The 20693-nt window shown below is 73.4% G+C and carries 15 protein-coding genes; 6 read left to right on the forward strand and 9 right to left on the reverse strand.

Annotated features, from left to right (window positions below; all coding sequences use genetic code 11):
- Window positions 1–86: 86 nt before the first annotated feature.
- From ABD086_RS20030 to ABD086_RS20045, 4 genes are all read right to left on the reverse strand, one after another.
- Window positions 87–548, reverse strand: coding sequence for a DUF1360 domain-containing protein (locus ABD086_RS20030; RefSeq protein ID WP_343909483.1), 462 nt, complete (start codon window positions 546–548; stop codon window positions 87–89).
- A gap of 28 nt (window positions 549–576) precedes the next feature.
- On the reverse strand, window positions 577–1161 hold the full coding sequence (locus ABD086_RS20035; protein WP_343909485.1) for a hypothetical protein: 585 nt from the start codon (window positions 1159–1161) through the stop codon (window positions 577–579).
- Window positions 1162–1195: 34 nt separating this feature from the next.
- Window positions 1196–3472, reverse strand: coding sequence for a DUF6351 family protein (locus ABD086_RS20040; protein ID WP_343909487.1), 2277 nt, complete (start codon window positions 3470–3472; stop codon window positions 1196–1198).
- A 201-nt stretch (window positions 3473–3673) separates the two neighbouring features.
- Window positions 3674–4738 carry an LLM class flavin-dependent oxidoreductase gene (locus ABD086_RS20045; protein ID WP_343909489.1) on the reverse strand — a complete coding sequence of 355 codons (1065 nt, stop codon included), beginning with the start codon at window positions 4736–4738 and terminating at the stop codon, window positions 3674–3676.
- Window positions 4739–4755: 17 nt separating this feature from the next.
- Between ABD086_RS20045 and ABD086_RS20050 the strand changes: the two genes are divergently transcribed.
- From ABD086_RS20050 to ABD086_RS20065, 4 genes are all read left to right on the forward strand, one after another.
- Window positions 4756–5412, forward strand: coding sequence for an HNH endonuclease family protein (locus tag ABD086_RS20050; protein WP_343909491.1), 657 nt, complete (start codon window positions 4756–4758; stop codon window positions 5410–5412).
- A complete protein-coding gene (locus ABD086_RS20055; RefSeq protein ID WP_343909493.1) occupies window positions 5409–8576 on the forward strand; it encodes a response regulator in 3168 nt (1055 codons plus the stop codon). Before ABD086_RS20050 ends, ABD086_RS20055 begins: the two co-directional genes overlap by 4 nt.
- Before the next feature lie 7 nt (window positions 8577–8583).
- Entirely contained in the window at window positions 8584–9807 is a 1224-nt protein-coding gene (locus ABD086_RS20060; RefSeq protein WP_343909495.1) for a hypothetical protein, read from the forward strand.
- A 208-nt stretch (window positions 9808–10015) separates the two neighbouring features.
- Window positions 10016–11107 (forward strand): Glu/Leu/Phe/Val family dehydrogenase, encoded by a 1092-nt coding sequence (locus ABD086_RS20065; protein ID WP_343909497.1) that lies wholly within the window; start codon window positions 10016–10018, stop codon window positions 11105–11107.
- A gap of 141 nt (window positions 11108–11248) precedes the next feature.
- Here ABD086_RS20065 and ABD086_RS20070 read toward each other — a convergent pair whose 3' ends face one another.
- The 3 genes from ABD086_RS20070 to purF form a co-directional block, all read right to left on the reverse strand.
- Window positions 11249–11437, reverse strand: coding sequence for a DUF3073 domain-containing protein (locus ABD086_RS20070; RefSeq protein ID WP_343909499.1), 189 nt, complete (start codon window positions 11435–11437; stop codon window positions 11249–11251).
- Window positions 11438–11559: 122 nt separating this feature from the next.
- Window positions 11560–12633 carry a phosphoribosylformylglycinamidine cyclo-ligase gene (gene purM, locus ABD086_RS20075; RefSeq protein WP_343909501.1) on the reverse strand — a complete coding sequence of 358 codons (1074 nt, stop codon included), beginning with the start codon at window positions 12631–12633 and terminating at the stop codon, window positions 11560–11562.
- 7 nt (window positions 12634–12640) lie between these two features.
- Window positions 12641–14185, reverse strand: a complete 1545-nt coding sequence (gene purF, locus ABD086_RS20080; protein ID WP_343909503.1) for an amidophosphoribosyltransferase — start codon at window positions 14183–14185, stop codon at window positions 12641–12643.
- Between the two features lie 126 nt (window positions 14186–14311).
- On the opposite strand from purF, the gene ABD086_RS20085 reads away from it, so the two are divergent.
- Entirely contained in the window at window positions 14312–16096 is a 1785-nt protein-coding gene (locus ABD086_RS20085; RefSeq protein ID WP_343909505.1) for an ATP-binding protein, read from the forward strand.
- 39 nt (window positions 16097–16135) lie between these two features.
- Window positions 16136–17893 (forward strand): sensor histidine kinase, encoded by a 1758-nt coding sequence (locus ABD086_RS20090; RefSeq protein WP_343909507.1) that lies wholly within the window; start codon window positions 16136–16138, stop codon window positions 17891–17893.
- Here ABD086_RS20090 and ABD086_RS20095 read toward each other — a convergent pair whose 3' ends face one another.
- Together ABD086_RS20095 and ABD086_RS20100 are read right to left on the reverse strand one after the other, a co-directional pair.
- Entirely contained in the window at window positions 17894–18370 is a 477-nt protein-coding gene (locus ABD086_RS20095) for a (2Fe-2S)-binding protein (RefSeq protein WP_343909509.1), read from the reverse strand.
- A 4-nt stretch (window positions 18371–18374) separates the two neighbouring features.
- A complete protein-coding gene (locus tag ABD086_RS20100) occupies window positions 18375–20675 on the reverse strand; it encodes a molybdopterin cofactor-binding domain-containing protein (protein WP_343909511.1) in 2301 nt (766 codons plus the stop codon).
- Window positions 20676–20693: the final 18 nt, after the last annotated feature.

Raw genomic sequence — 20693 nt, forward strand, 5'->3', positions numbered from 1 at the left:
TGGATCACGTCGCCGAACCCGGTCGCACCGGTGGCCATGCTCGGATCCTTCCGATCGGGAACGTGATCCGGTATCCCGATCGGTTCTCAGCCACGCACCCGGGCGTAGGCGTGCTGGAGGAAGTCCGAGACCGCGGTGACCGTGAACACCGCCGCCCAGGTCCGCGCCGCGCGCGGCGCGAGCGCGAGGGCCCCGACGTACGACGTGCCGACCCAGACCGCGAGGCAGAACGGGCAGGTGATCAGCTCGCCGACCGTGTGCCGGACGCCGTGCTCGCCGCGGGCCGCCTCCTGGTGCTCGGCCGCGCCGGCGGCGTCCTGGAACTCCGTGAACGGCGCGCGCACCGGGCTGGTCACCGAGCCGCGGGCCAGTAGCCGGCTGAACTTGTGGGTCGCGATGCCGCCGAGCACGAGGTCGCGCACGGCGTACCGCTCCGGGGCCCGGCCGCCCGCGGCGCCCGCGAGGGCCGTGACGGCGAGTCCGTAGGTGAGCAGGCTGCCGGAGTAGCCGTGCAGGTCGACCGCACCGGCCGGGTCGTAGTCGCGCATGCCCTCCGGTGACCCGGCGGCGCGTCGTTCACGCGTGTGACGTGCGCCGCCCGCGCCGCCGCACGGCCAGTGCGGCGGCCGCCGCGACCAGGCCCGCCGCGCCGGCCAGGATCCAGCCGACCGGCGCCCCGTCGTCCGCGGGGTACGCCGCGGCCGGGCCCGGGTCGTGCGCGGGACCCATGACCTTCTCGACGCGCTCGACGGTCGCCGGCCCCACCTCCGCGGTGCCCCCGCAGAGGTTCGCGCTCAGCTCGTGCGCGCCGGTGGCGTACACGACGTAGCGCCGGTCGACCGCCATGCCCTCCAGGCCGCACGACGCGCCCGAGACCGCCGACGTCACCCGCGCGTTCGAGGGCACGTCGCCCTTGAGCACGCCGTCGACGTCGAAGTGGTAGGTCGCCGGGTCGCCGCTGGACATGATCGGGCGCCAGGGAGGCGGGTCGATGCGGGTGAGCGTGCCGGTGAAGACGACGTCGGCGCCCTTCGCGTGCTGCCGGGGCGAGTCCTGGACGCAGGAGCAGGCGTGGGCGGCGGCCGGCGTCAGGGCGACGAGTCCGAACGCCGCGAGCAGTCCGGCGAGCAGTCCGGCGAGCCGGGTGCGCAGGGATGACATGCCGGTCCGACGCGTGCGGCGCCGCGCCGGTTCCCTACCTCCGCAGCATCTCCGCCCACACCGGGCTCACCACACCCACCGCCGAGTCCGGGGGCACGGCCGGCAGGTTGCGGCCGCCGTACGCCGGGGTGCCGTCGGGCCGGTCGTACCGCAGCCAGGTCTGCGCGGGCCCTTGGCCGATGCCGGGCACCGACCAGTCGCAGACGCCGTGCGAGAACGTCTGCTCCAGGGTCGCCCACTCGGCGTCGGTGAACGGCACCGGCAGGAAGGCGAAGTCGGCGCGGTCGAGCGGCGTCAGCCGGCAGGCGACGTTGTCGTTGGCGACCGGGCCGCCGGCCTCCTGGCGCGGCGTGGAGAGCCGGGTCTGGAGCGCCTGGAGCTCGGACACGTCGCAGGCGTCGGCGGCCTGCGCGACCACGCAGCGGTCGGTGACGTCGGCCGGCCGGTCCGCGGCGATCTTCTCGGCGAGCGGCTCGCGCGACCCGTCCGCCTCGACCGCGGCCAGCCAGCGGTCCATGGCGACCAGCGCCTCGTTCGCCCAGTTCACGTCGCCGATCAGCGGCGTCGGGCCGAACCACATCACCCGGTTGTCGGTGTTGCCCTGGTCGGCCAGCAGCCGCTCCTGGGTCCAGAACGCGTGGGCGTAGTCGTGCGCGATGCCCGGGTCGGGCCCGCCGTGGTTGATCATCGCGACCTCGTCGAGGTGGTTGGCCTCGTTGATCAGCCCGGTGCGGTAGGCGTTCGCGATCGCCGTGGGGTCGCCGGTGATCCGGTCCGGCGACGGGCCGGAGTCGATGTCGAGGCCGCCGAGCTTGGCGTTCAGGTCGACGAACTGCGCCGTGGTGATCGTGCCCGCCTGCAGCGCCGACAGGCCGTAGAGCACGCCGTCGTTCGAGAACGGGATGCCGCCGAAGCCGTGGCCGGCGGCCTGCTCCTGCGGGGTCCACACCGACTCCGGGCGCGGGCCGAGCTGGTTGACCAGCAGGTCGAGGACCGAGCAGCGGACGCCGCCGGGGTTGGTCTCGGAGTCATAGCGCGTGGACGGGTCACCGGGGACGGGGTCGACGGTGCCGGAGCAGGCGTTCTCCGGGTTCAGGGCCGCCTTGAACAGCCCCTCGTCGGCGACCACGGCGTTCAGGTGCGAGGCGTGCCCCTCGACCTGCGCCATCTGCGGCTCGGTCCACACCACGCCCGGGCCCCACCGGGACGGGTCCTCGAAGTAGAGGCGCAGCAGGTGGTAGTCGGCGAACTGGGCGCCGGCGGTGAACGTGTCCGGGTAGGAGCAGCTGGTGATCAGGCCCTGGTAGATCCCCGGGTAGGCGTTGGCCACCGTGTGCTGGGCGATCGAGCCGCCCGAGCAGCCGGTGCCGATCGTGTACCGCAGCGTGCCGTACCGCTCGACCAGCCGCTCCTTGGCCATCAGCACCGACTCGGCGTTCATCGCGACCGAGCAGTTGTGGCCGGTGTTGTCGAGGGCGGTGGACAGCACCGCGAACCCGAGGCCGAGCGCGGTCACGTAGCTCGGCGTCACCAGCGGCGCGCCCTCCAGGGTGCCGGAGTAGTCCGCGGTCGGCGGCGAGCCCGGCGCGTACGACGCGCCGCAGCCGCCGCCGTGGGTGACCAGCAGCTTGTGGTTCCACTGCTCCTGCGGGTCCCAGGCCCGCCAGCCCCGACCGGGCTGGAACAGCGTGAGGATCGTGTACCGGTCGCGGTCCTGGAAGCCCTGCTCGCGGCGTACGACGAACGGCACCTCGACGCCCTCGTCGGTGGTCGTGGTCGCCACGTCGGAGGGCGGGTTGTCCGGGTCGTACGGCTGCAGGTCGGGGGTCGTCGGGTCCGTGGACTTGTAGAGGAAGTCGTAGCTCGCCGGCTGGTTGCACTGGGCGTCGACCGCGCCCTCCTGGCAGCGGTAGTACCTCGTCTGCGGGCCGCTGAACACCGGTCCGCCGTTCGGGTGGTTCACGACCGCGATCCGGTCCGCCCGGGCGCCCGGCGCGGTGGCCCGCAGCACGGTGCGGCCCAGATCGAGCCCGGTGACCAGCCCCTCGAACCGGCCGTCCGCGCGCACCGCGAACCGGTTCGTCACGTCGCGGTCGCCCGCGGTCACCCGCACGGCGCCGGGGTCGACGCCCTCCGGAACCCGGACGGCCACGAGCACGTCGCCGCCGGAGACCAGGTCGGCGCGGTTGGACAGCACCTGGACGACCAGCGCCGGGCGGGTCGCCGCGGCCGTGGTCGCCGCGTCGGTCACCGGGGCGACCGCGAGCAGCGGCGCGAGGAGGGTCGAGAGCAGGAGGATCCGGATCCGCATGCCTCCCTAACGACGGGGCTACTCGCCGGTCACTCCGCCGGCTCCGGCACGCCGAGTCGGCGCTACTGCAGACGCCAGGCGTGCCCAGTCGGCGCCACTGCAGACGCGTCATCTGCATTGGCGCCGACTCGACGCCCCCGTCATCTGCATTGGCGCCGACTCGGCGCCCACAAGTCCTGCACTGGCGCCGAGTCGATGTGCTCAGCCGCCGCCCACCCCCAGCAGCTCGCGCACCCGCGGCACCACCTGGGTGCCGTAGAGCCGGATGGACTCCAGCCGCTCCTCGTGCGGGAGGGTGCCGACGGCGTACTTGAGCTGGAACCGCGAGAGGCCGAGCGTCCGCATCGCCGCGGCGATCTTGGTGGCGACGGTCTCCGGCGAGCCCACGAACAGCGCGCCGGCGGGGCTCGCGCCCTGCTCGAACTGGATCCGCGAGTAGGGGCCCCAGCCGCGCTCCCGGCCGATCTTCGTGAACGCCGCCGCCTGGTGCGGGTACATCTGCTCGCGGGCGAGCTCGTCGGTGGCGGCCACGTGGCCGGGGCTGTGCATCGAGATCGGCCGGCTGCCGTGGCCGTGGTGCTCCAGCGCCCGGTGGTAGAGGTCGACCAGCGGGACGAACTGCTCGGGCGACCCGCCGATCACCGCGATCACCAGCGGCAACCCGTACGACGCGGCGCGGATGACCGCCTCCGGCGTACCGCCGACGCCCACCCACGCGACCAGGCCGTGCTCGGTGTGCGGGTACACCCGGACGTCGTCGAGCGGCGGGCGGACCGAGCCCGCCCAGGTGACCGGCTCCTCGGCCAGCAGCCGCGCGAACAGGTCGAGCTTCTCGGAGAACAGCCGCTCGTAGTCGTCCAGCGACAGCCCGAAGAGCGGGAACGACTCGGTGAAGGAGCCGCGGCCGAGCGTGACCTCGGCCCGGCCGCGCGACACCGCGTCGAGGGTGGCGAACCGCTGGAAGACCCGGATCGGGTCGTCGGAGCTGAGCACCGTCACCGAGGTGCCCAGCCGGATCCGCCGGGTGCGGCCGGCGATCGCCGCGAGCACGACGTCCGGGGCACTGATCGCGAAGTCCGGCCGGTGGTGCTCGCCGACGCCGAAGAAGTCCAGGCCGACCGCGTCGGCGAGCTCCGCCTCGGCGACCACCTGGCGGAGCGCCTCGGCCTGGCTGAGCGGCTCGCCGTCCGGCCCCAGCGCGATGTCACCGAACGTGTCGAGGCCGAACGACGGATCGCCGGGACTGCCGAGCAGGGAGAGGTCCATTGCGTCATCATCGAGCAATGACTCGGCATGCGCTCCTCCTGGTCCTGGTCGTGGCGTTCCTGGTGGGCGCGGTCCCCGGGACCGCGAGCGCCGAACAGCTCCGGCTCCGCGCCGCGGTTCGAGCGCTCCCCGTCGCGGACGAGACGCCCGACGGTTACGACCGGGACCTGTTCGAGCACTGGGTCGACGCCGACCACGACTGCCAGGACACGCGCGAGGAGGTGCTCGTCGCCGAGTCCCGGGTGCCGGTCGACGGGTGCACGATCACCACGGGCGAGTGGTTCTCCTGGTACGACCGCGAGACCTGGACCCGGGCGAGCGACGTCGACATCGACCACCTCGTGCCGCTCAAGGAGGCGTGGGACTCCGGCGCCGCCGGGTGGGACGACGACACCCGCGAGCGGTACGCCAACGACCTCGGCGACCCCCGCACGCTGGTCGCGGTCACCGACAACGTCAACCAGTCCAAGGGCGACCGGGACGTCGCGGAGTGGCTGCCCGACTTCGGCGGGTGCCGGTACGTCCGGCAGTGGGTCGCGGTCAAGCTGCGTTGGTCGCTGACCGTCGACCCCGCCGAGAAGTCGGTGCTGCGCGACCGTGCCCGGCACTGCCGCAACCGGGTCATCGGCTTCACTCCCGCCGTGACCTCGCGCCCGGTAGGAATGGGGGCATGATCGACGGGACCGACGCGAGCCGGCTGTTCGCGGTCATCCCGGACGGTCTGTGGGTCTTCGACGACGACGCGGTCACCACCTGGGCGAACGACCGGATGGCCGAGCTGCTCGGCCGCGACCCCGCCGAGATGGTCGGGCTCTCGGCGTACGACACCCTCGACGAGCAGGGCCGGCGGGACTTCGCGAGCGCGCTCGACGAGATGCGGCGCACCGGCGAGGGGCGCGACAACGTCGACGCCTACTTCATCCGCCCGGACGGGACGACGGTGTGGGGGCTGGTCAGCTTCCGCCCGGTGTTCGACGACGAGGGCCGGCGTACCGGCTGGCTGCACCGGGTCACGCCGTACACCGAGCGCAAGGAGCTGCTCGACGCCCTCGCGGCGCGGGAGCAGCAGCTGGCGACGGCGCAGCAGATCGCGCACGTGGGCAGCTGGTCCTGGGACATCGCCGCGGACCGGATCGAGTGGTCCGACGAGCTCTGCCGGATCTTCGGGATCAGCCCCGGCACCCTGGTGACGTACGCCGACTTCCTCTCCCGGCTGCACCCGGACGACCGCGACAGCGCGGCGCAGGCCATCGCGGAGGCCGAGGGCGACGACTACGCGTTCGACCACCGGATCGTGCGGGCGGACGGCGCCGTGCGCTGGATCCAGGGCCGCGGCGTGATCGAGCGGGGGCCGGACGGCGTCGCGCTGCGGATGAGCGGCACCGCGCAGGACGTCACCGACATGCGGCAGGCCGACGAGCAGGTGGCCGAGGGGACCCGCCGGCTGCGGCTGCTCCAGCAGATGGCGACCGCCGCCAACCGGGCCGGCAGCCTCCGGGAGGCCCTGGTGATGGCGGCCACGGGCGTCCCCGAGCACACCCGGTGGGTCGCGGTGTGCGCCTTCCTCTACGACGTGCCGGGCGAGCCCGAGCTGCTCGACCTCCGCAGCGACCTCGCGGCGGCGTGCGACCCGGTGCTCGCCGAGAAGGCGCGCGCGTCCGGGGAGGTCGCGGTCGGTACGCCGGCCGGGATGACCGACACGCACGTCCTGGTGGCGATGCCGGTGCTCCTCGGCGGCGAGGTGGTCTGCGTGGTCGAGGTGATCGCCGACGAGATCCGGCCGGACGAGGACTCCTACCGGCTGATGAAGCAGATCGCGAACCAGCTCGGCGTCGTGGCCGAGCGCGAGCGGAGCGCGGCCCAGCTGGCCGAGGCGCGCGACCAGGCGATGGAGGCGTCGCGGCTGAAGTCGGAGTTCCTGGCGACGATGAGCCACGAGATCCGGACGCCGATGAACGGCGTGATCGGCCTCACCGACCTGCTGCTGCGCACCGACCTCGACGACCACCAGCGCAAGCTGGCCGAGAATCTCCAGGGCGCCGGGCTGACGCTGCTGGGGATCATCAACGACATCCTCGACCTGTCCAAGATCGAGTCGGGCAAGCTGGAGCTCGAGGCCGCGGACTTCGACGTGCGGCAGGTGTTCGACCAGGTCGCGTCGGTGCTCAGCGGCCCGGCGCACGACAAGGGCCTCGAGCTGGTGGTCGCGTGCGCGCCCGACGTGCCACTGCAGGTGCGGGGCGACCCGGTCCGGCTCGGCCAGATCATCACGAACCTCGGCTCGAACGCCGTGAAGTTCACCGACAGCGGCGAGGTGGTGGTCCAGGCCCACGTCGAGTCGCGCAGCGGCACCGAGGTGGTGCTGCGGGTCGACGTCACCGACACCGGCGTCGGCATCGCGCCCGGGCAGCAGGAGCGGCTCTTCGAGGCCTTCACCCAGGCGGACCCCTCGACCACGCGGCGGCACGGCGGCACGGGCCTGGGCCTGGCGATCTCGCGCCAGCTCGTCGAGGCGCTGGGCGGGCGGATCCGGGTGAACAGCGTGCCCGGCCGGGGCAGCACGTTCTCGTTCACGGCCCGGCTCGGCACGGCGACCGGCGCCGCCGCGGCACCACCGGCCGCCGTCCAGCAGCTGCAGGGCCGGCGGGTGCTGGTCGTCGACGACAACAGCACGAACCGGCTGATCCTGTCCGAGCAGCTCGACGCCTGGCAGATGCGGACGGTGGCGGTCGCGTCCGCGGCGGAGGCACTGGGCACCCTGCGCGAGGCCGCGCGGTCGGGGCAGCCGTTCGAGGCCGCCGTGCTCGACCTGGTCATGCCCGGCATCGACGGGATCCAGCTGGCGAACCTGATCAGCTCCGACCCGGCGCTGGCCGACCTGTCGATGCTGCTGCTCACCTCGGACCAGTCGGTCACCCGGCAGGAGGTCGAGGACGCCGGCATCCACAGCGCGCTGAACAAGCCGGTGCGCCACGCCGAGCTGCGCGCCGCGCTGCGGGCCATGCTCGGCGGCCTCGCGACGACCGCCGCGCCGCCGCAGGAGGAGGCGCCCGGGCTCGGCGTACGCGTGCTGGTCGTCGAGGACAACAAGGTCAACCAGCTCGTCGCCACCGGGATGCTCGAGAACCTCGGCTGCTCCGTCGACGTGGTCGACGACGGCGTCGCGGCCGTGGACCGGCTGACCGGCCCGCACGACTACGCGGTCGTGCTGATGGACTGCCGGATGCCGCGGCTCGACGGCTTCGACGCGACCCGGCAGGTGCGGGCGCAGGAGCCTCGGGGGCGACGCGTCCCGATCATCGCCATGACGGCGTCCGCGCTGGAGGGCGAGCGGGAGCGCTGCCTGGCCGCGGGGATGGACGACTACCTGACCAAGCCGGTCGACCCCGGCGAGCTCGCCCGGGCGCTGGGCGAGTGGGTACAGTCCCCCGCCGTCCACGTGCCCGAGCCGTCCGCCGAGCCGGCGCCGGCGCCCGCGCTGGTGTCGGAGGAGGGGGTGCTCGACCCCGCCCGGATCGCCCTGCTCGACGAGCTGCGCAAGGACGGCGTGAGCTTCTTCGAGCGCACCGCCGCGTCGTTCATGGGCCGGGTCGGCGACCAGCTCGTCGCGATCCGCGAGGCGGTCGGCCGGCGGAACGCGATGTCGCTGCTCACCTCCGCGCACCAGCTCAAGGGGTCGGCGCTGAACCTCGGCCTGCCCCGGGTCGCCGCCGCCGCGCAGCAGCTGGAGTCGCTCGGCATCGCGGGCACCACCGAGGGGGCCGACGTGCTGCTCCAGGAGCTGGCCGCCGAGGTCGAGATCGCGGTCGCCGCGCTCCAACGGGCGACGTCGCGGTGACGCCCGCGTGATCTTCGAGCGGGTCGGGCGACGACGCCCGGTCGAGCTGGTGGTGCCCGGCTCGTCGCTGGCCGAGGTGGTGGCGCCGTACGCCGCCGCCGTCGGCCCCGCCTCGGTGACGTTGGCGTCGGGTCCGGACGAGCTGGTCGGGCGGTACGACGGCGACGCGGCCTGGCTGGAGGTGACCAGCGGCGGCCGCACGACGCGGCACCGGTCCCGGCGGTACGCGCGGGTCGACGGCGCGCGCGAGGTGGGCCTGGCGCTGACCGGCACGCACGCGACCGTGCTCACCCGCGGTCCTGGGCCGTGGATCGCCCGCGGCCGGGTCGACCTGCGCGACCGGATCGACACCCGCTCGTCCGCGTGGCTCGCCCGCCTGGAGACCGACGCGCCGGTCGCGGGCCGGTTCGGGCAGCTCGGCCTGCGCGACGTCCGGCTGGTGTCCGGCGTCGCGGACCGGGTGGTTCTGTCCGCGACCAGCGCCGGCCCCGGGTTCTTCGACACCGCGCACACCTCGCTGTGGGAGCTCGACCCCGCGACGCTCGCGGTCACCCACCTGTCCGACCTGTTCTTCCGCCGCCCCGACCGGGCCGGCGCGTACGGCGACCACGCGGTCCACGTGCTCCGGACCTCGGGGGGCGACGGCGACGGCTGGCTGGTGGCGACCAGCACCTGGGGCGACTTCGACCCGCGCGCACCGAGGGTCGGCGTGACGCTGGCCCGGACGACCGCCGACCTGCTCTCCGGCGTGCACCTGCTCGACACCGAGCCGCTCCCGCTGCCGGTCGACGGGCTGCGGTCGGTCGGCGTCTGGGACCCGCACCTGGTCCGGGTCGACGACGGCTGGCTGGTCGGGTTCGTCAGCGCGACGAGGTTCTTCCGGTTCCACCCGGCGCTGGCGGGCGGCCCGTCGCTGGACCGGCTGTCCCTGCTCGGCGCCGCGTCCGACCTGACCCAGACCGAGGGCACGACGCTCGCGATGCTCGACGGGCAGTGGCGGGTGCTGGCCAGCGACGGCAGGGCCCGGCGCTACCCCGTCTTCGACCTGTCGATGGCGCCGGCCGGCGAGCTGCGCGCGCCGTACCCCTCGAACATCCCGTGGCCGACGCTGGTGCCGGACGGCGACCGGTGGCTGCTGGTCGGCTTCAACGGGCGCCGGTCGGGCGGGAACCTCGCCGGCTACGGGACGCACGGGGACCTCGTCTTCGCGCGGTCGGTGCCGGAGGACTAGAGCCGGCCGCTTCTGCGCAATTGAACGGCGAGCCTCCGTTACCCGCCGGTAGACCCAGGCTGGCCGTTCAATTGAACGGAAACTCCCCGCCCGGCGCTCCCCCGGCGCCACGACGGACTAACGTGTGACGCAGGACACGGCGCCACCCCTGCCGTGCCCGCGGACCGCCACACCACCCCGTGGCCGACACCAGAAAGCAGGACCATCCATGTCTGCGTCCCACCCTGTCGACGTCTTCGACCTGGGTCCCGAGCACGAGCAGGTCGTCTTCGCGAACGACCCCGGCACCGGCCTGAAGGCCGTGATCGCGATCCACTCGACCGCCCTCGGTCCCGCCCTCGGCGGCACCCGGTTCCACCCGTACGCGTCCACCGCGGACGCGGTGGCCGACGTCTTGAACCTCTCGCGCGGCATGTCCTACAAGGCCGCGCTCGCCGGGCTCGACCTCGGCGGCGGCAAGGCCGTGATCATCGGCGACCCGAGGACGGCGAAGTCGGAGCCGTTGCTGCGGGCGTACGGCCGGCACGTGCAGTCGCTGGGCGGCCGCTACTACACGGCGTGCGACGTCGGCACGAACTCCTCGGACATGGACGTGATCGCCCGCGAGTGCTCCTACGTCACCGGCCGCACGGTCGCGCACGGCGGCGCCGGCGACAGCTCGGTGCTGACGGCGTACGGCGTGTTCCAGGGGATGCGCGCGGCCGCGACGGTCGCGTGGGGCGGCCCGTCGCTGGAGGGCCGCACGGTCGGCGTCGCCGGGGTCGGCAAGGTCGGGCACCACCTGGTCCGGCACCTGGTCGAGGCCGGCGCCTCGGTGGTCGTCACGGACGTGGACCCGGCCGCGGTCGAGCTGGTGCGCTCCGAGCTCCCCGCCGTCCGCGTCGTCGAGTCGGCCGAGGCGCTGGTCGCCGGCGGGCTCGACGTCTACGCGCCGTGCGCGCTCGGCGGCGCGCTCACCGACGAGGTCGTCGAGGTGCTGTCCGCCCGCATCGTCTGCGGCGCCGCCAACAACCAGCTCGCGCACCCGGGCATCGAGAAGATGCTCGAGGAGCGCGGCATCCTCTACGCGCCCGACTACTGCGTGAACGCCGGCGGGCTGATCCAGGTCGCGGACGAACTCGAGGGCTTCTCGTTCGAGCGCGCCCAGCAGCGCGCCGCGGCCATCTTCGACACCACGCTGATGGTGTTCGAGCTGGCCGCCTCCGAGGGCGTGCCCCCGGCGATCGCCGCGGACCGGCTCGCCGAGCGCCGGATGCGCGAAGTCAGCCGGCTGCGCGGGATGTGGGTTCCCACACGCTGAGCCTGCCGGGTTCGGCTGTCAGCAGCCAAAACCCGCACGACACGCCGACGCCGCCCGGCGTGTCGTGCGGGGATCGGCTGCCAGCAGCCGAAACCCGCGACCGACGCGATGTGGGAACGTGCCCGGATGCGCGGGAAAGAGTCAGTCGCGAGAGGGTTCGGAGTAGTCCGACCACTTGTCGAGCTCGTCCGGCTCGAGCTGGTCGGTGTCGTCCTTGCCGGTCTGCCCGTGCAGTTCGTTGGCCAGCGCCCCGAAGTCCGTCTCGTGAGTGCGGTACTTCAGGTCGCGGGCGACCTTCGTCTGCTTGGCTTTCGCTCGGCCGCGCCCCATAGGGTCAGCCCCCTCGCCCACTCGGCCGGGAGCGCTGTGGCTCCCGGGCTGTCTCAAAGAGTTCTCGTGGGCGCAACGCTACCTGCTGGGTGGCTGTTCCCGCACATCGGATTACCGGAATCTCACCAAGACGGGTGCTGATTCACCAGGGTGACCGCGCCGCCGCGGTCCGTGGCCGGCGTGACCTCCCCCGCGACCCACGACCGGACGCCGTGCTCGGCCAGGACGGCGATCGCCGCGTCGGCGTCGTCGGGGTGGGTGAGGGCGACCATGCCGACCCCGCAGTTCAGCGTCATCTCGAGGTCCGGCTGCGGCACCGCGCCGACCCGGCGGACCAGGTCGAACACCGGCTGGGGCGACCAGGTCGTGCGGTCGATCGTCGCGGCCAGCTCGACCGGCAGCACCCGCTCCAGGTTCGCCGCCAGCCCGCCGCCGGTGATGTGGGACATGGCGTGCGTGCGGGTGCGGTCGGCGAGCGCCAGGCAGGCGCGGGCGTAGATCCGGGTGGGCTCCAGCAGCTCCTCGCCGAGCGTCCGGCCGAGCTCGTCGACGTGGCGGTCCAGCGACCAGCCGGCGGGCGTGAGCAGCACGTGCCGCACCAGCGAGTAGCCGTTCGAGTGCAGGCCGGAGGACTCCATCGCGACCACGACGTCACCCGGCCGGACCCGGCCCGGGCCCAGGAGCCGGTCGGCCTCGACGACGCCGGTGGTGGAGCCCGCGACGTCGTACTCGTCCTCGCCGAGCAGGCCCGGGTGCTCGGCCGTCTCGCCCCCGAGCAGGGCGCACCCGGCTGCCACGCACGCCTCGGCGATGCCCTTGACGATCGCCGCGACCCGCTCGGGCACGACGCGGCCGGTCGCGATGTAGTCGGTCAGGAACAGCGGCTCGGCCCCGCACACCACCAGGTCGTCGACGAGCATCCCGACCAGGTCGAAACCGATCGTGTCGTGCCGGTCGAGCGCCTGCGCGATCGCGACCTTGGTTCCGACCCCGTCGGCCGACGTCGCGAGCAGCGGGCGCTCGTAGGACTTCAGCGCCGAGGCGTCGAACAGGCCGGCGAACCCGCCGATCCCGCCGATCATCTCCGGCCGCCGCGCCTTGTCGATCCAGACCTTCATCAGCTCGACGGCCTTGTCGCCCGCCTCGATGGAGACCCCGGCGGCGGCGTACGCGTTGCTCGTTCCAGCGTCGGACACGGAACTCCTACGGGTTGTTGAGAACGGGGAGCGCCTTGCCGTACGTCGGCGCCTGGATCGAGCTCTCGAGCAGGTGCTTCCCGAGCAGGCTCTCGTCGGGCAGCGGGATCGGGTACTCGCCGGTGAAGCAGGCCCGGCAGAGCCGCTCCTCCGGCTGGCCGGTCGCCTCGATCATGCCGTCCAGCGAGATGTAGCCGAGGCTGTCGGCGCCGATGCTCGCCGCGATCTCGTCGACGTCGAGGCCGTTGGCGATCAGCTCGGCGCGGGTGGCGAAGTCGATGCCGTAGAAGCACGGCCACTTCACCGGCGGGCTGCTGATCCGCACGTGCACCTCGAGCGCCCCGGCCTCGCGGAGCATCCGGACCTGGGCGCGCTGGGTGTTGCCGCGCACGATCGAGTCGTCGACGACCACGATCCTCCGGCCGCGGATCATGTGCTCCAACGCGTTGAGCTTCAGCCGGATGCCGAGCTGGCGCAGCGTCTGGCTGGGCTGGATGAACGTCCGGCCGACGTAGGCGTTCTTGACGAATCCCTGGCCGAACGGGATGCCGCTCTCCTCGGCGTACCCCGCGGCGGCCGGCGTGCCCGACTCGGGCACCGGCATCACCAGGTCCGCCTCGACCGGGAACTCGCGCGCCAGCCGGCGGCCCATCTCGACCCGCGCCTCGTGGACGCTGCGGCCGCTGATGGTCGCGTCCGGGCGGGCGAGGTAGACGTACTCGAACACGCAGCCCTTGGGCGCCGGCTCTGCGAACCGGTGCGTGCGCAGGCCGTTCTCGTCGATGACGACCATCTCGCCGGGCTCGACCTCTCGGACCACGCTGGCGCCGATGGTCGCGAGCGCGGCGTCCTCGCTCGCGACGACCCACCCGCGCTCGAGGCGGCCGAGGACCAGCGGCCGGATGCCCTGCGGGTCGCGGGCGGCGTAGAGGGTGTTCTCGTTCATCCAGACGAAGCAGAACGCGCCCTCGAGCTTCGGCAGCACCTCCAGGGCCCGCTGCTCCAGCGTGGTGTCCGGGTGGTGCGCGAGCAGCGCGGTGACCAGGCCGGTGTCGTTGGTGGAGGTCTCGACCGGCCGGGTGTGCAGCTCGAGCTCGTCCTCCGGCCCGGGCAGGTCCACGACCATCTGCTTGAGCTCGTGGGTGTTGATCAGGTTGCCGTTGTGGCCGAGCGCGATCGAGCCGTCGGCCGTGGGCTGGAACGTCGGCTGGGCGTTCTGCCAGGTGCTCGCTCCGGTCGTGGAGTAGCGCGTGTGGCCGATCGCGAGGTGCCCGTGGAGGGACGCGAGCGTCGTCTCGTCGAAGACCTGGGAGACCAGGCCCATGTCCTTGTACACGAGGATCTGCCGACCGTTGCTGACCGCGATGCCGGCCGACTCCTGGCCGCGGTGCTGCAGCGCGTAGAGGCCGAAGTACGTCAGCTTGGCGACGTCCTCGCCCGGGGCCCAGACCCCGAACACGCCACAGGCGTCCTGGGGTCCCTGCTCGTGGGGGTCGAGAGCCGCGGTGAGGCGACCGTCCCCACCCCTGCGGGGGTTGCTCACGAAGGGCACGGTCCAGAGTCTAGAGGGGTGGCTGCGAGGTGTCCCATTCCCCGTCCGTCGTCGCCATCCCTCAGATGACGCCGGTCGTGGCCGACGTAACATGGGGGGGCGCGCCACCAGACCGAACGAGGACCGATGTCACGGGAGACCACCGCCCGTCCTGCCCAGACCGGCGGGGCGACACGATGGTCGGACGCGCCCTCCCGTGACGCGCTCCAGCTGATCGCCGAGGGCGTCACGAAGGTCGCCGGCTTCGGCATCGCCGCCATCAGCGTGGTCCGCAGCGACGGCAAGCTCGAGGTGATGGCCGTCGCGGGCAGCGACGAGGCGGGCGAGTCGCTCCAGGGCCGCCGTACGCCGATCGACCAGCTGTCCCGCGAGCTCGACAAGGCCGATGACTGGGGGCTGTTCCGCTTCGTGCCGCACGAGCGGCTCGACCCCGGCGTCTTCGAGCAGTGGGGCTGGGTCCCCGACATCGAGCCGATCGACGCCCCCGACGCGTGGCACCCCCTCGACCTGCTGACCGCGCCGCTGTACGACGACGAGGGCGTCCTCCGGGGCACCCTGGCGATCGACCTGCCGGCCGACGGGCGCCGGCCCGGCGAGGCGCAGCGCGCGGTCCTCAACACCTACGCCGAGCAGGCCCGGCAGGCCGTGATCGTCGCTCTGGAGCGCGAGGCGCTGGCCGACCAGGTGCGGATGGCGGAGACCGCGCGCCGGATCGTGCGCCGGGCGGCCGCGCAGCTGCGGATGGACCGCATCGTGGAGGACAGCCGCGAGGCCCTGGTCGAGGGGTTCAGCGCCCACGGCATGTGGCTGCAGACCTTCGACCAGGACGGCCGCGGCACGATCTACAGCGCCGCCGGCGGCGCGTCCGAGCTCGACCCGGAGATGGTCGAGATCGCCCAGGCCGCCGCGCACCGCGCGTGGGACGCCCAGGAGCCCGTCGTGGTGGCGCCCGGCCGGCGGCCGTTCGGCCCGGCGATCGACCGGCACCAGGGCCAGGTCATCCAGGCCTTCATGGAGGAGATCGGCGCCGGCTCGCTGCTGTTCACCCCTCTCGGCGCCGGACCGGAGTGCCTCGGCAACCTGGTGCTGACCCGGCTGGAGGGCGCCCCCGACTGGACCGAGGCCGAGGCGACGGCCGCGCTCGACATCGGGCACGACCTCGGCCGCGCGATCCTCAACGCCCGCACGTTCGAGCGTGAGCACCAGCTGGTCGAGGAGCTCCAGGCACTGGACTCCTACAAGGGCCAGCTGATCGCGACCGTCGCCCACGAGCTGAAGAACCCGCTCACCTCGGTGATGGGCCACCTCGAGATGCTGGAGTCGTCGCCGGACTTCTCGGGGACCACCCGGAGCTCGCTGCACGCGATGGATCGCGGGGCCCGGCGGATGGTGCGCGTGATCGACGACCTCCTGCTGCTCTCGAAGGTCGGCGACGCGGAGAACCCCCTCATCCCGGTCCCGGTCGACCTCTACCGGATCGTCGAGGAGGTCGTCGACCTGATCACGGTCGCCGCCACCCAGAAGGGCGTGGCCGTGCAGGTCGAGAAGCCCGTGGAGCCGGTGGTCGCCGCCGGCGACGCCACCGAGCTGGACCGGGTCTGCGCGAACCTGGTCAGCAACGCGGTCAAGTACACCCCGGACGGCGGCGCGGTCACCGTGTCGCTCGGGCGGGACGGTGACGAGGTGCTGCTGACGGTCACCGACGAGGGCATCGGCATCTCCGAGCAGGACGTCGCCCGGCTCGGCACGGAGTTCTTCCGCTCCTCCAACCCCGAGGCGGTCGCGCAGCCCGGGACCGGCCTGGGCCTGGCGATCGTGAGCCGGGTCGTCGCCCGGCACCACGGCCGGATGGAGATCGAGTCGACGCTCGGCGCGGGCAGCACGTTCCGCGTGTTCCTCCCCGCGGGCTGATCTCACCCCCCAGGGTGGTTCTCGCCCTAGACTCCGGGCGTGCCCGACGACGCCGGCTTCGTGCGTCCGGTCCGCGGTTCCCGCTGGTCGGACAGCCAGTCGAAGGACGCCCTCCAGGCGATCGCCGAGGGCGTGGCCGCGATCGTCGGCTTCGACCTGGTCGGCATCTCGGCGGCCCGCGACGACGGCTACCTGCACACGCTCGTCGTGGTCGGCCCGGAGGACGCCCGCCGTGCCCTCCTGGACTCGCTGGCGCCCACCCAGCCGCTCCTGGACCAGCTGAAGACGGCAGAGGACTGGGGCGCACTGAAGTTCGTGCCGCACGACCGGCTGGTCCTCGACATCGGGACGTGGGGGTGGTTCTCCGACGCGCCCCGCGACAACCTGCCGCCCGGGGCCTGGCACCCCGAGGACATGCTGGTCGCGCCGGTCGAGGACGACGACGGCCGCTTCCTCGGCTTCCTCGGCATGGAGCTGCCGCGCGACGGGATGGTCCCGAGCGCGGAGAAGCGGGAGCTCGTCGACGCGTACGTCCGGCAGGCCACCCGGGCCATCCGCACCGCGCTCGAGCGCGAGCGGCTCGCCGAGCAGGTCCGTCTCGCGAACGCCGCCGCCGACATCGTCCGGATGGCGGCCGGCACCGAGTCCGCCGACGAGATCCTCGCGGTCTGCGGCCGCGAGATCACCAAGGGCTTCCGGGCGGAGTCGCTGTGGTTGCAGCGGATCGGCCCCGACCGGCGCTGCCAGGGTCCGTTGTACGTCGACGGCGGACCGACCGTGCGGCTGCCGGCGGGGGTGCGCGCCCTGGTGACCGCCCACGCCCAGCGCGCCTGGGAGCGGCAGTGCGTCGCGGTCATCGCCCCGGAGCGGCCGACGCCGCGCGGACTGGCGGCCGACCAGGCGGCGATGGTCCTGGAGTTCCTCGCCGGCGTCGGGGTGGAGTCGCTGCTGTTCGTGCCGCTCGGCGCCGGTCCGGACTGCTTCGGCGTGATCGGCCTGACCCGCGGCCGCCGCGGCGCGGAGTGGAGCGAGACCGAGGCCGCGACCGTGCTCGATATCGCGCGGGACGTCGGCCGCTCCATCCGCGAGCACGAGCTGGTCACCGAGCTGCGACAGATCGCCGACTACCGCGGCCGCATGGTCGCGACGGTCGCCCACGAGCTGAAGAACCCGGTCAGCGCGGTCCTCGGGTACGCCGAGATCCTGGAAAGCGACCCGGACCTCGGCGAGTCGTCGCGCACCGCGGTCGCCGCGATCCGCCGCGGCGGCGAGCGGCTGGCGCGGGTGGTCGACGAGCTGCTCGCGCTGCACGGCACCACCGAGTCCGAGCCGGCGGTCGGCAGCCGGGTCGACGTCGCCGCGCTGGTGCGGGAGGTCGTCGAGCTCAACGCCGCGCTGGCGGCGTCCCTCGGGATCCAGGTGCGCACCGTCGTACCGGAGGGCCCGGTCGTGGCCTGCTGCGACGACGGCGAGCTGGACCAGGTCGTGACCAACCTGGTCAGCAACGCGCTCAAGTACACCCCGCGGGGCGGCACCGTCACGGTGACCGTCGCCGCCGTGGGCGACGAGGCCGAGCTGACCGTGGCCGACGACGGCATCGGCATGTCCCCCGAGGACCAGGTCCGGGCCTTCGAGGAGTTCTACCGCTCCGCCGACCCGGCCGCGACCGCGAAGCCGGGCACCGGCCTGGGGCTCGCGATCGTGCGGCGCGTGCTGGAGCGCTACCACGGCCGGATCGAGGTCGAGTCCGAGCTCGGCGCGGGCAGCACGTTCCGGGTCGGGCTGCCGCGCGGGTAGCTACATGCTCCGCTCGCCCTGCGCGATGGCCTCGCGGATCCGCGTGTAGGTGCCGCAGCGGCAGATGTTGCGGATGCCGTCGAGGTCGGCGTCGGTGATCGACCGGCCCTCGCGGCGCACCTTCCGCACCAGCGCGACGGCCGCCATGATCTGCCCGGGCTGGCAGTAGCCGCACTGCGCGACGTCGCGGTCGAGCCACGCCTGCTGCATGGGGTGCAGGTCCGCGCCGACCGTGTCCGGGAGCCCCTCGATCGTCGTCACCTCGTCGGTCGCCTCGAGGTCGCCGACCCGCACCGAGCAGGGGTTGAACGCCCGGCCGTTGATGTGCGAGGTGCAGGCCTTGCAGACGTTGATGCCGCAGCCGTACTTGGGCCCGGTCACGCCGAGCAGGTCGCGCAGCACCCAGAGCACGCGGACGTCGGGGTGGACGTCGACCGTGACGGTGCGGCCGTTGAGGACGAAGGTCTGCTTCGGCATGGGGCTACCAGGTCTTCTTCAGGCCGTTGGTCGGCGACTGCGGGATCGGGGGCACGGTCGGCTTGGGACGGAACCGCAGCGGATCGCGGTGGTTGACCGGGAAGTACGTCGGCACCTCGCCGACCGCGCGGGCGTAGGCGCAGGCGACCGCGGCGAACGTCGCGGCCACCCCGGCCTCGCCCGCCCCGCCGGGCTGGTCGCTGTCGGACGGCATCACGACGACCTCGACCTCGGGCGGGGTGTTCCACTGCCGGGTGTAGAAGTAGTTGTCCCAGCTGGCCTCGAGGAAGTGCCCGTCGCGCAGGTGCAGGCTCGAGGTCAGCGCGAGCGCGATGCCGTCGTTGATGCCGCCCTGCATCTGGGCCTCCAGCCCGCGCGGGTTCACGACCAGGCCGACGTCGACCGCGAAGACGACCTTGGTGACCCGGGGACCGCCGACGCCGTGGGGGATGTCCCGCTCGGTCTGACGCGGCCGGCAGTCGATCTCGACCAGGCACGCGCTGGTGCCCTTGTACTCCTTGTGGATCGCGATGCCCTGCGCCGTACCGGCCGGCATCGGGCGGCCCCAGCGCCCGACCTCGGCGACCTTGTCGAGCACGGCGCGCACCCGGTCGTTGCGCAGCTGGGCGCGGCGGAACTCGTAGGGGTCCGTGCCCATCGCGGCCGCCAGCTGGTCGACGGCGAGCTCGCCCGCGGCGCGGACGTCGGGCGAGTAGATGTTGCGCATGCTGCCGGTGTTGAACCGGTCGTCGGTCTCGACCAGCGACTGGCTGATCGCGCCGAAGTCGTAGGGGACCTCCTGGGTCAGCGCGAAGACCGTCTGGGCGAAGCCCTGGTTGCCCAGCCCGGCCGGGAGGTCGGCGGCCATCGAGCTCATCAGCTCCCCGAGGCCGTGGCGGTAGTCGGTCTCGACGCTGGTGTGCGCCTGCTGGAACGCCAGCACCTCGCCGCCCGCGTGCACCGCCCGCACCCGGCTGGTCGCCATCGGGTGGGCGCGGCCGACCCGGGCGTCGTCGGCCCGGTGCCACATCAGCTTCACGGGCTTGCCCATCGCCTGGGAGACCTTCGCGGCCTCGAGCGCGCCGTCGAAGAACAGCCGGCGGCCGAACGAGCCGCCGCCCTGCACGACGTGCACGGTGACGGCGTCGGGGCTCAGGCCGAGCTCCTCGGCGATCCGCTCCTGGGCGGTGATCGGCGACTTCAGCCCCGACCAGATCTCCGCCTTGCCGTCGCGGACGTCGGCGATCGCGGAGTTGGTGTCCATCGCGGAGTTGCTGCGGAAGTAGAAGACGACGTCGAGCTCGACGGTCTCGGCCAGCGGGTTGTCCGGCAGCGGCGGCAGCGGCTGCTCGGCGGCCCGCAGCTCGGCGACGATGTCCTTGTCGGACTCGCCCGCCACCGGGCCGTCGGCCCAGTCCACGTCCATGGCCCGGACCGCGTCGATGCACTGGCCGAACGTCTCGGCGCGGACCGCGACCCCGGTGTCGACCAGCGCCACGTCCGTCACGCCCGGCATCGCCAGGACCTGCCGCTGGTTGCGCAGCCTGGTCGGCGTCCCGTTGAGCGTGGGCGCCCGGCAGACCATCGTCGGCAGCGCGCCGTCGACCTGCAGGTCGGTCGCGTACCGCTTGCGGCCGGTCACGGCGTCCCGCGCGTCGATGCGGGGCTGGCCGGTGCCGACCACCCGGAAGTCAGCGGCGTCCTTGAGCCGGACGTCGACGCGCCGCGTGGTCCGGCTCGCGGCGGCCCGGGCGAGCTCGCCGTACGTCACCGAGCGCCCGTCGGGCGCCTGGACCACACCGCCCCGCGCGACCAGGTTCGCGACCGTGTCGCCGAGCTGGACGGCCGCCGCCTCGAGCAGCGCGCCCTTGGCGACCGCGGCCGCCACCCGGATCGGCGTGTACGTCGAGATCGTGGTGTTGGAGCCACCGGTGAGCTGGTTCCAGACGAGCTCGGGGCGGGCGTCGGCGAGCGTCACCCGGACCTTGGCCAGCGGGATGTCCAGCTCCTCGGCGATCAGCATCGCGGTGGAGGTGGTGACGCCCTGCCCGACCTCCATGCGAGGCAGCTCGAAGGAGGCGGTGCCGTCCTCGTGGACCGTGACCGTGATCAGGTTCGCGGTCGGCATCGCCGCCTCGGTGAGCATGTCGTTGAGGTCGTAGGCCTCGGCCGGCTGCGGCGTGCCGGGCACCGCGTGCGCGGGCGCCGGGACGAGGTCGGCGGCGGCGACCAGCGTGGTCCCGCCGATCACGTAGCCCACGAACGCGCGCCTGCCGAGGGACGCTGCCCCGAGGTCGGTCGTCATACCGGCCCAACGAGCCCG

The organism is Nocardioides aquiterrae, from assembly GCF_039526625.1.
GTDB lineage: Bacteria > Actinomycetota > Actinomycetes > Propionibacteriales > Nocardioidaceae > Nocardioides > Nocardioides aquiterrae.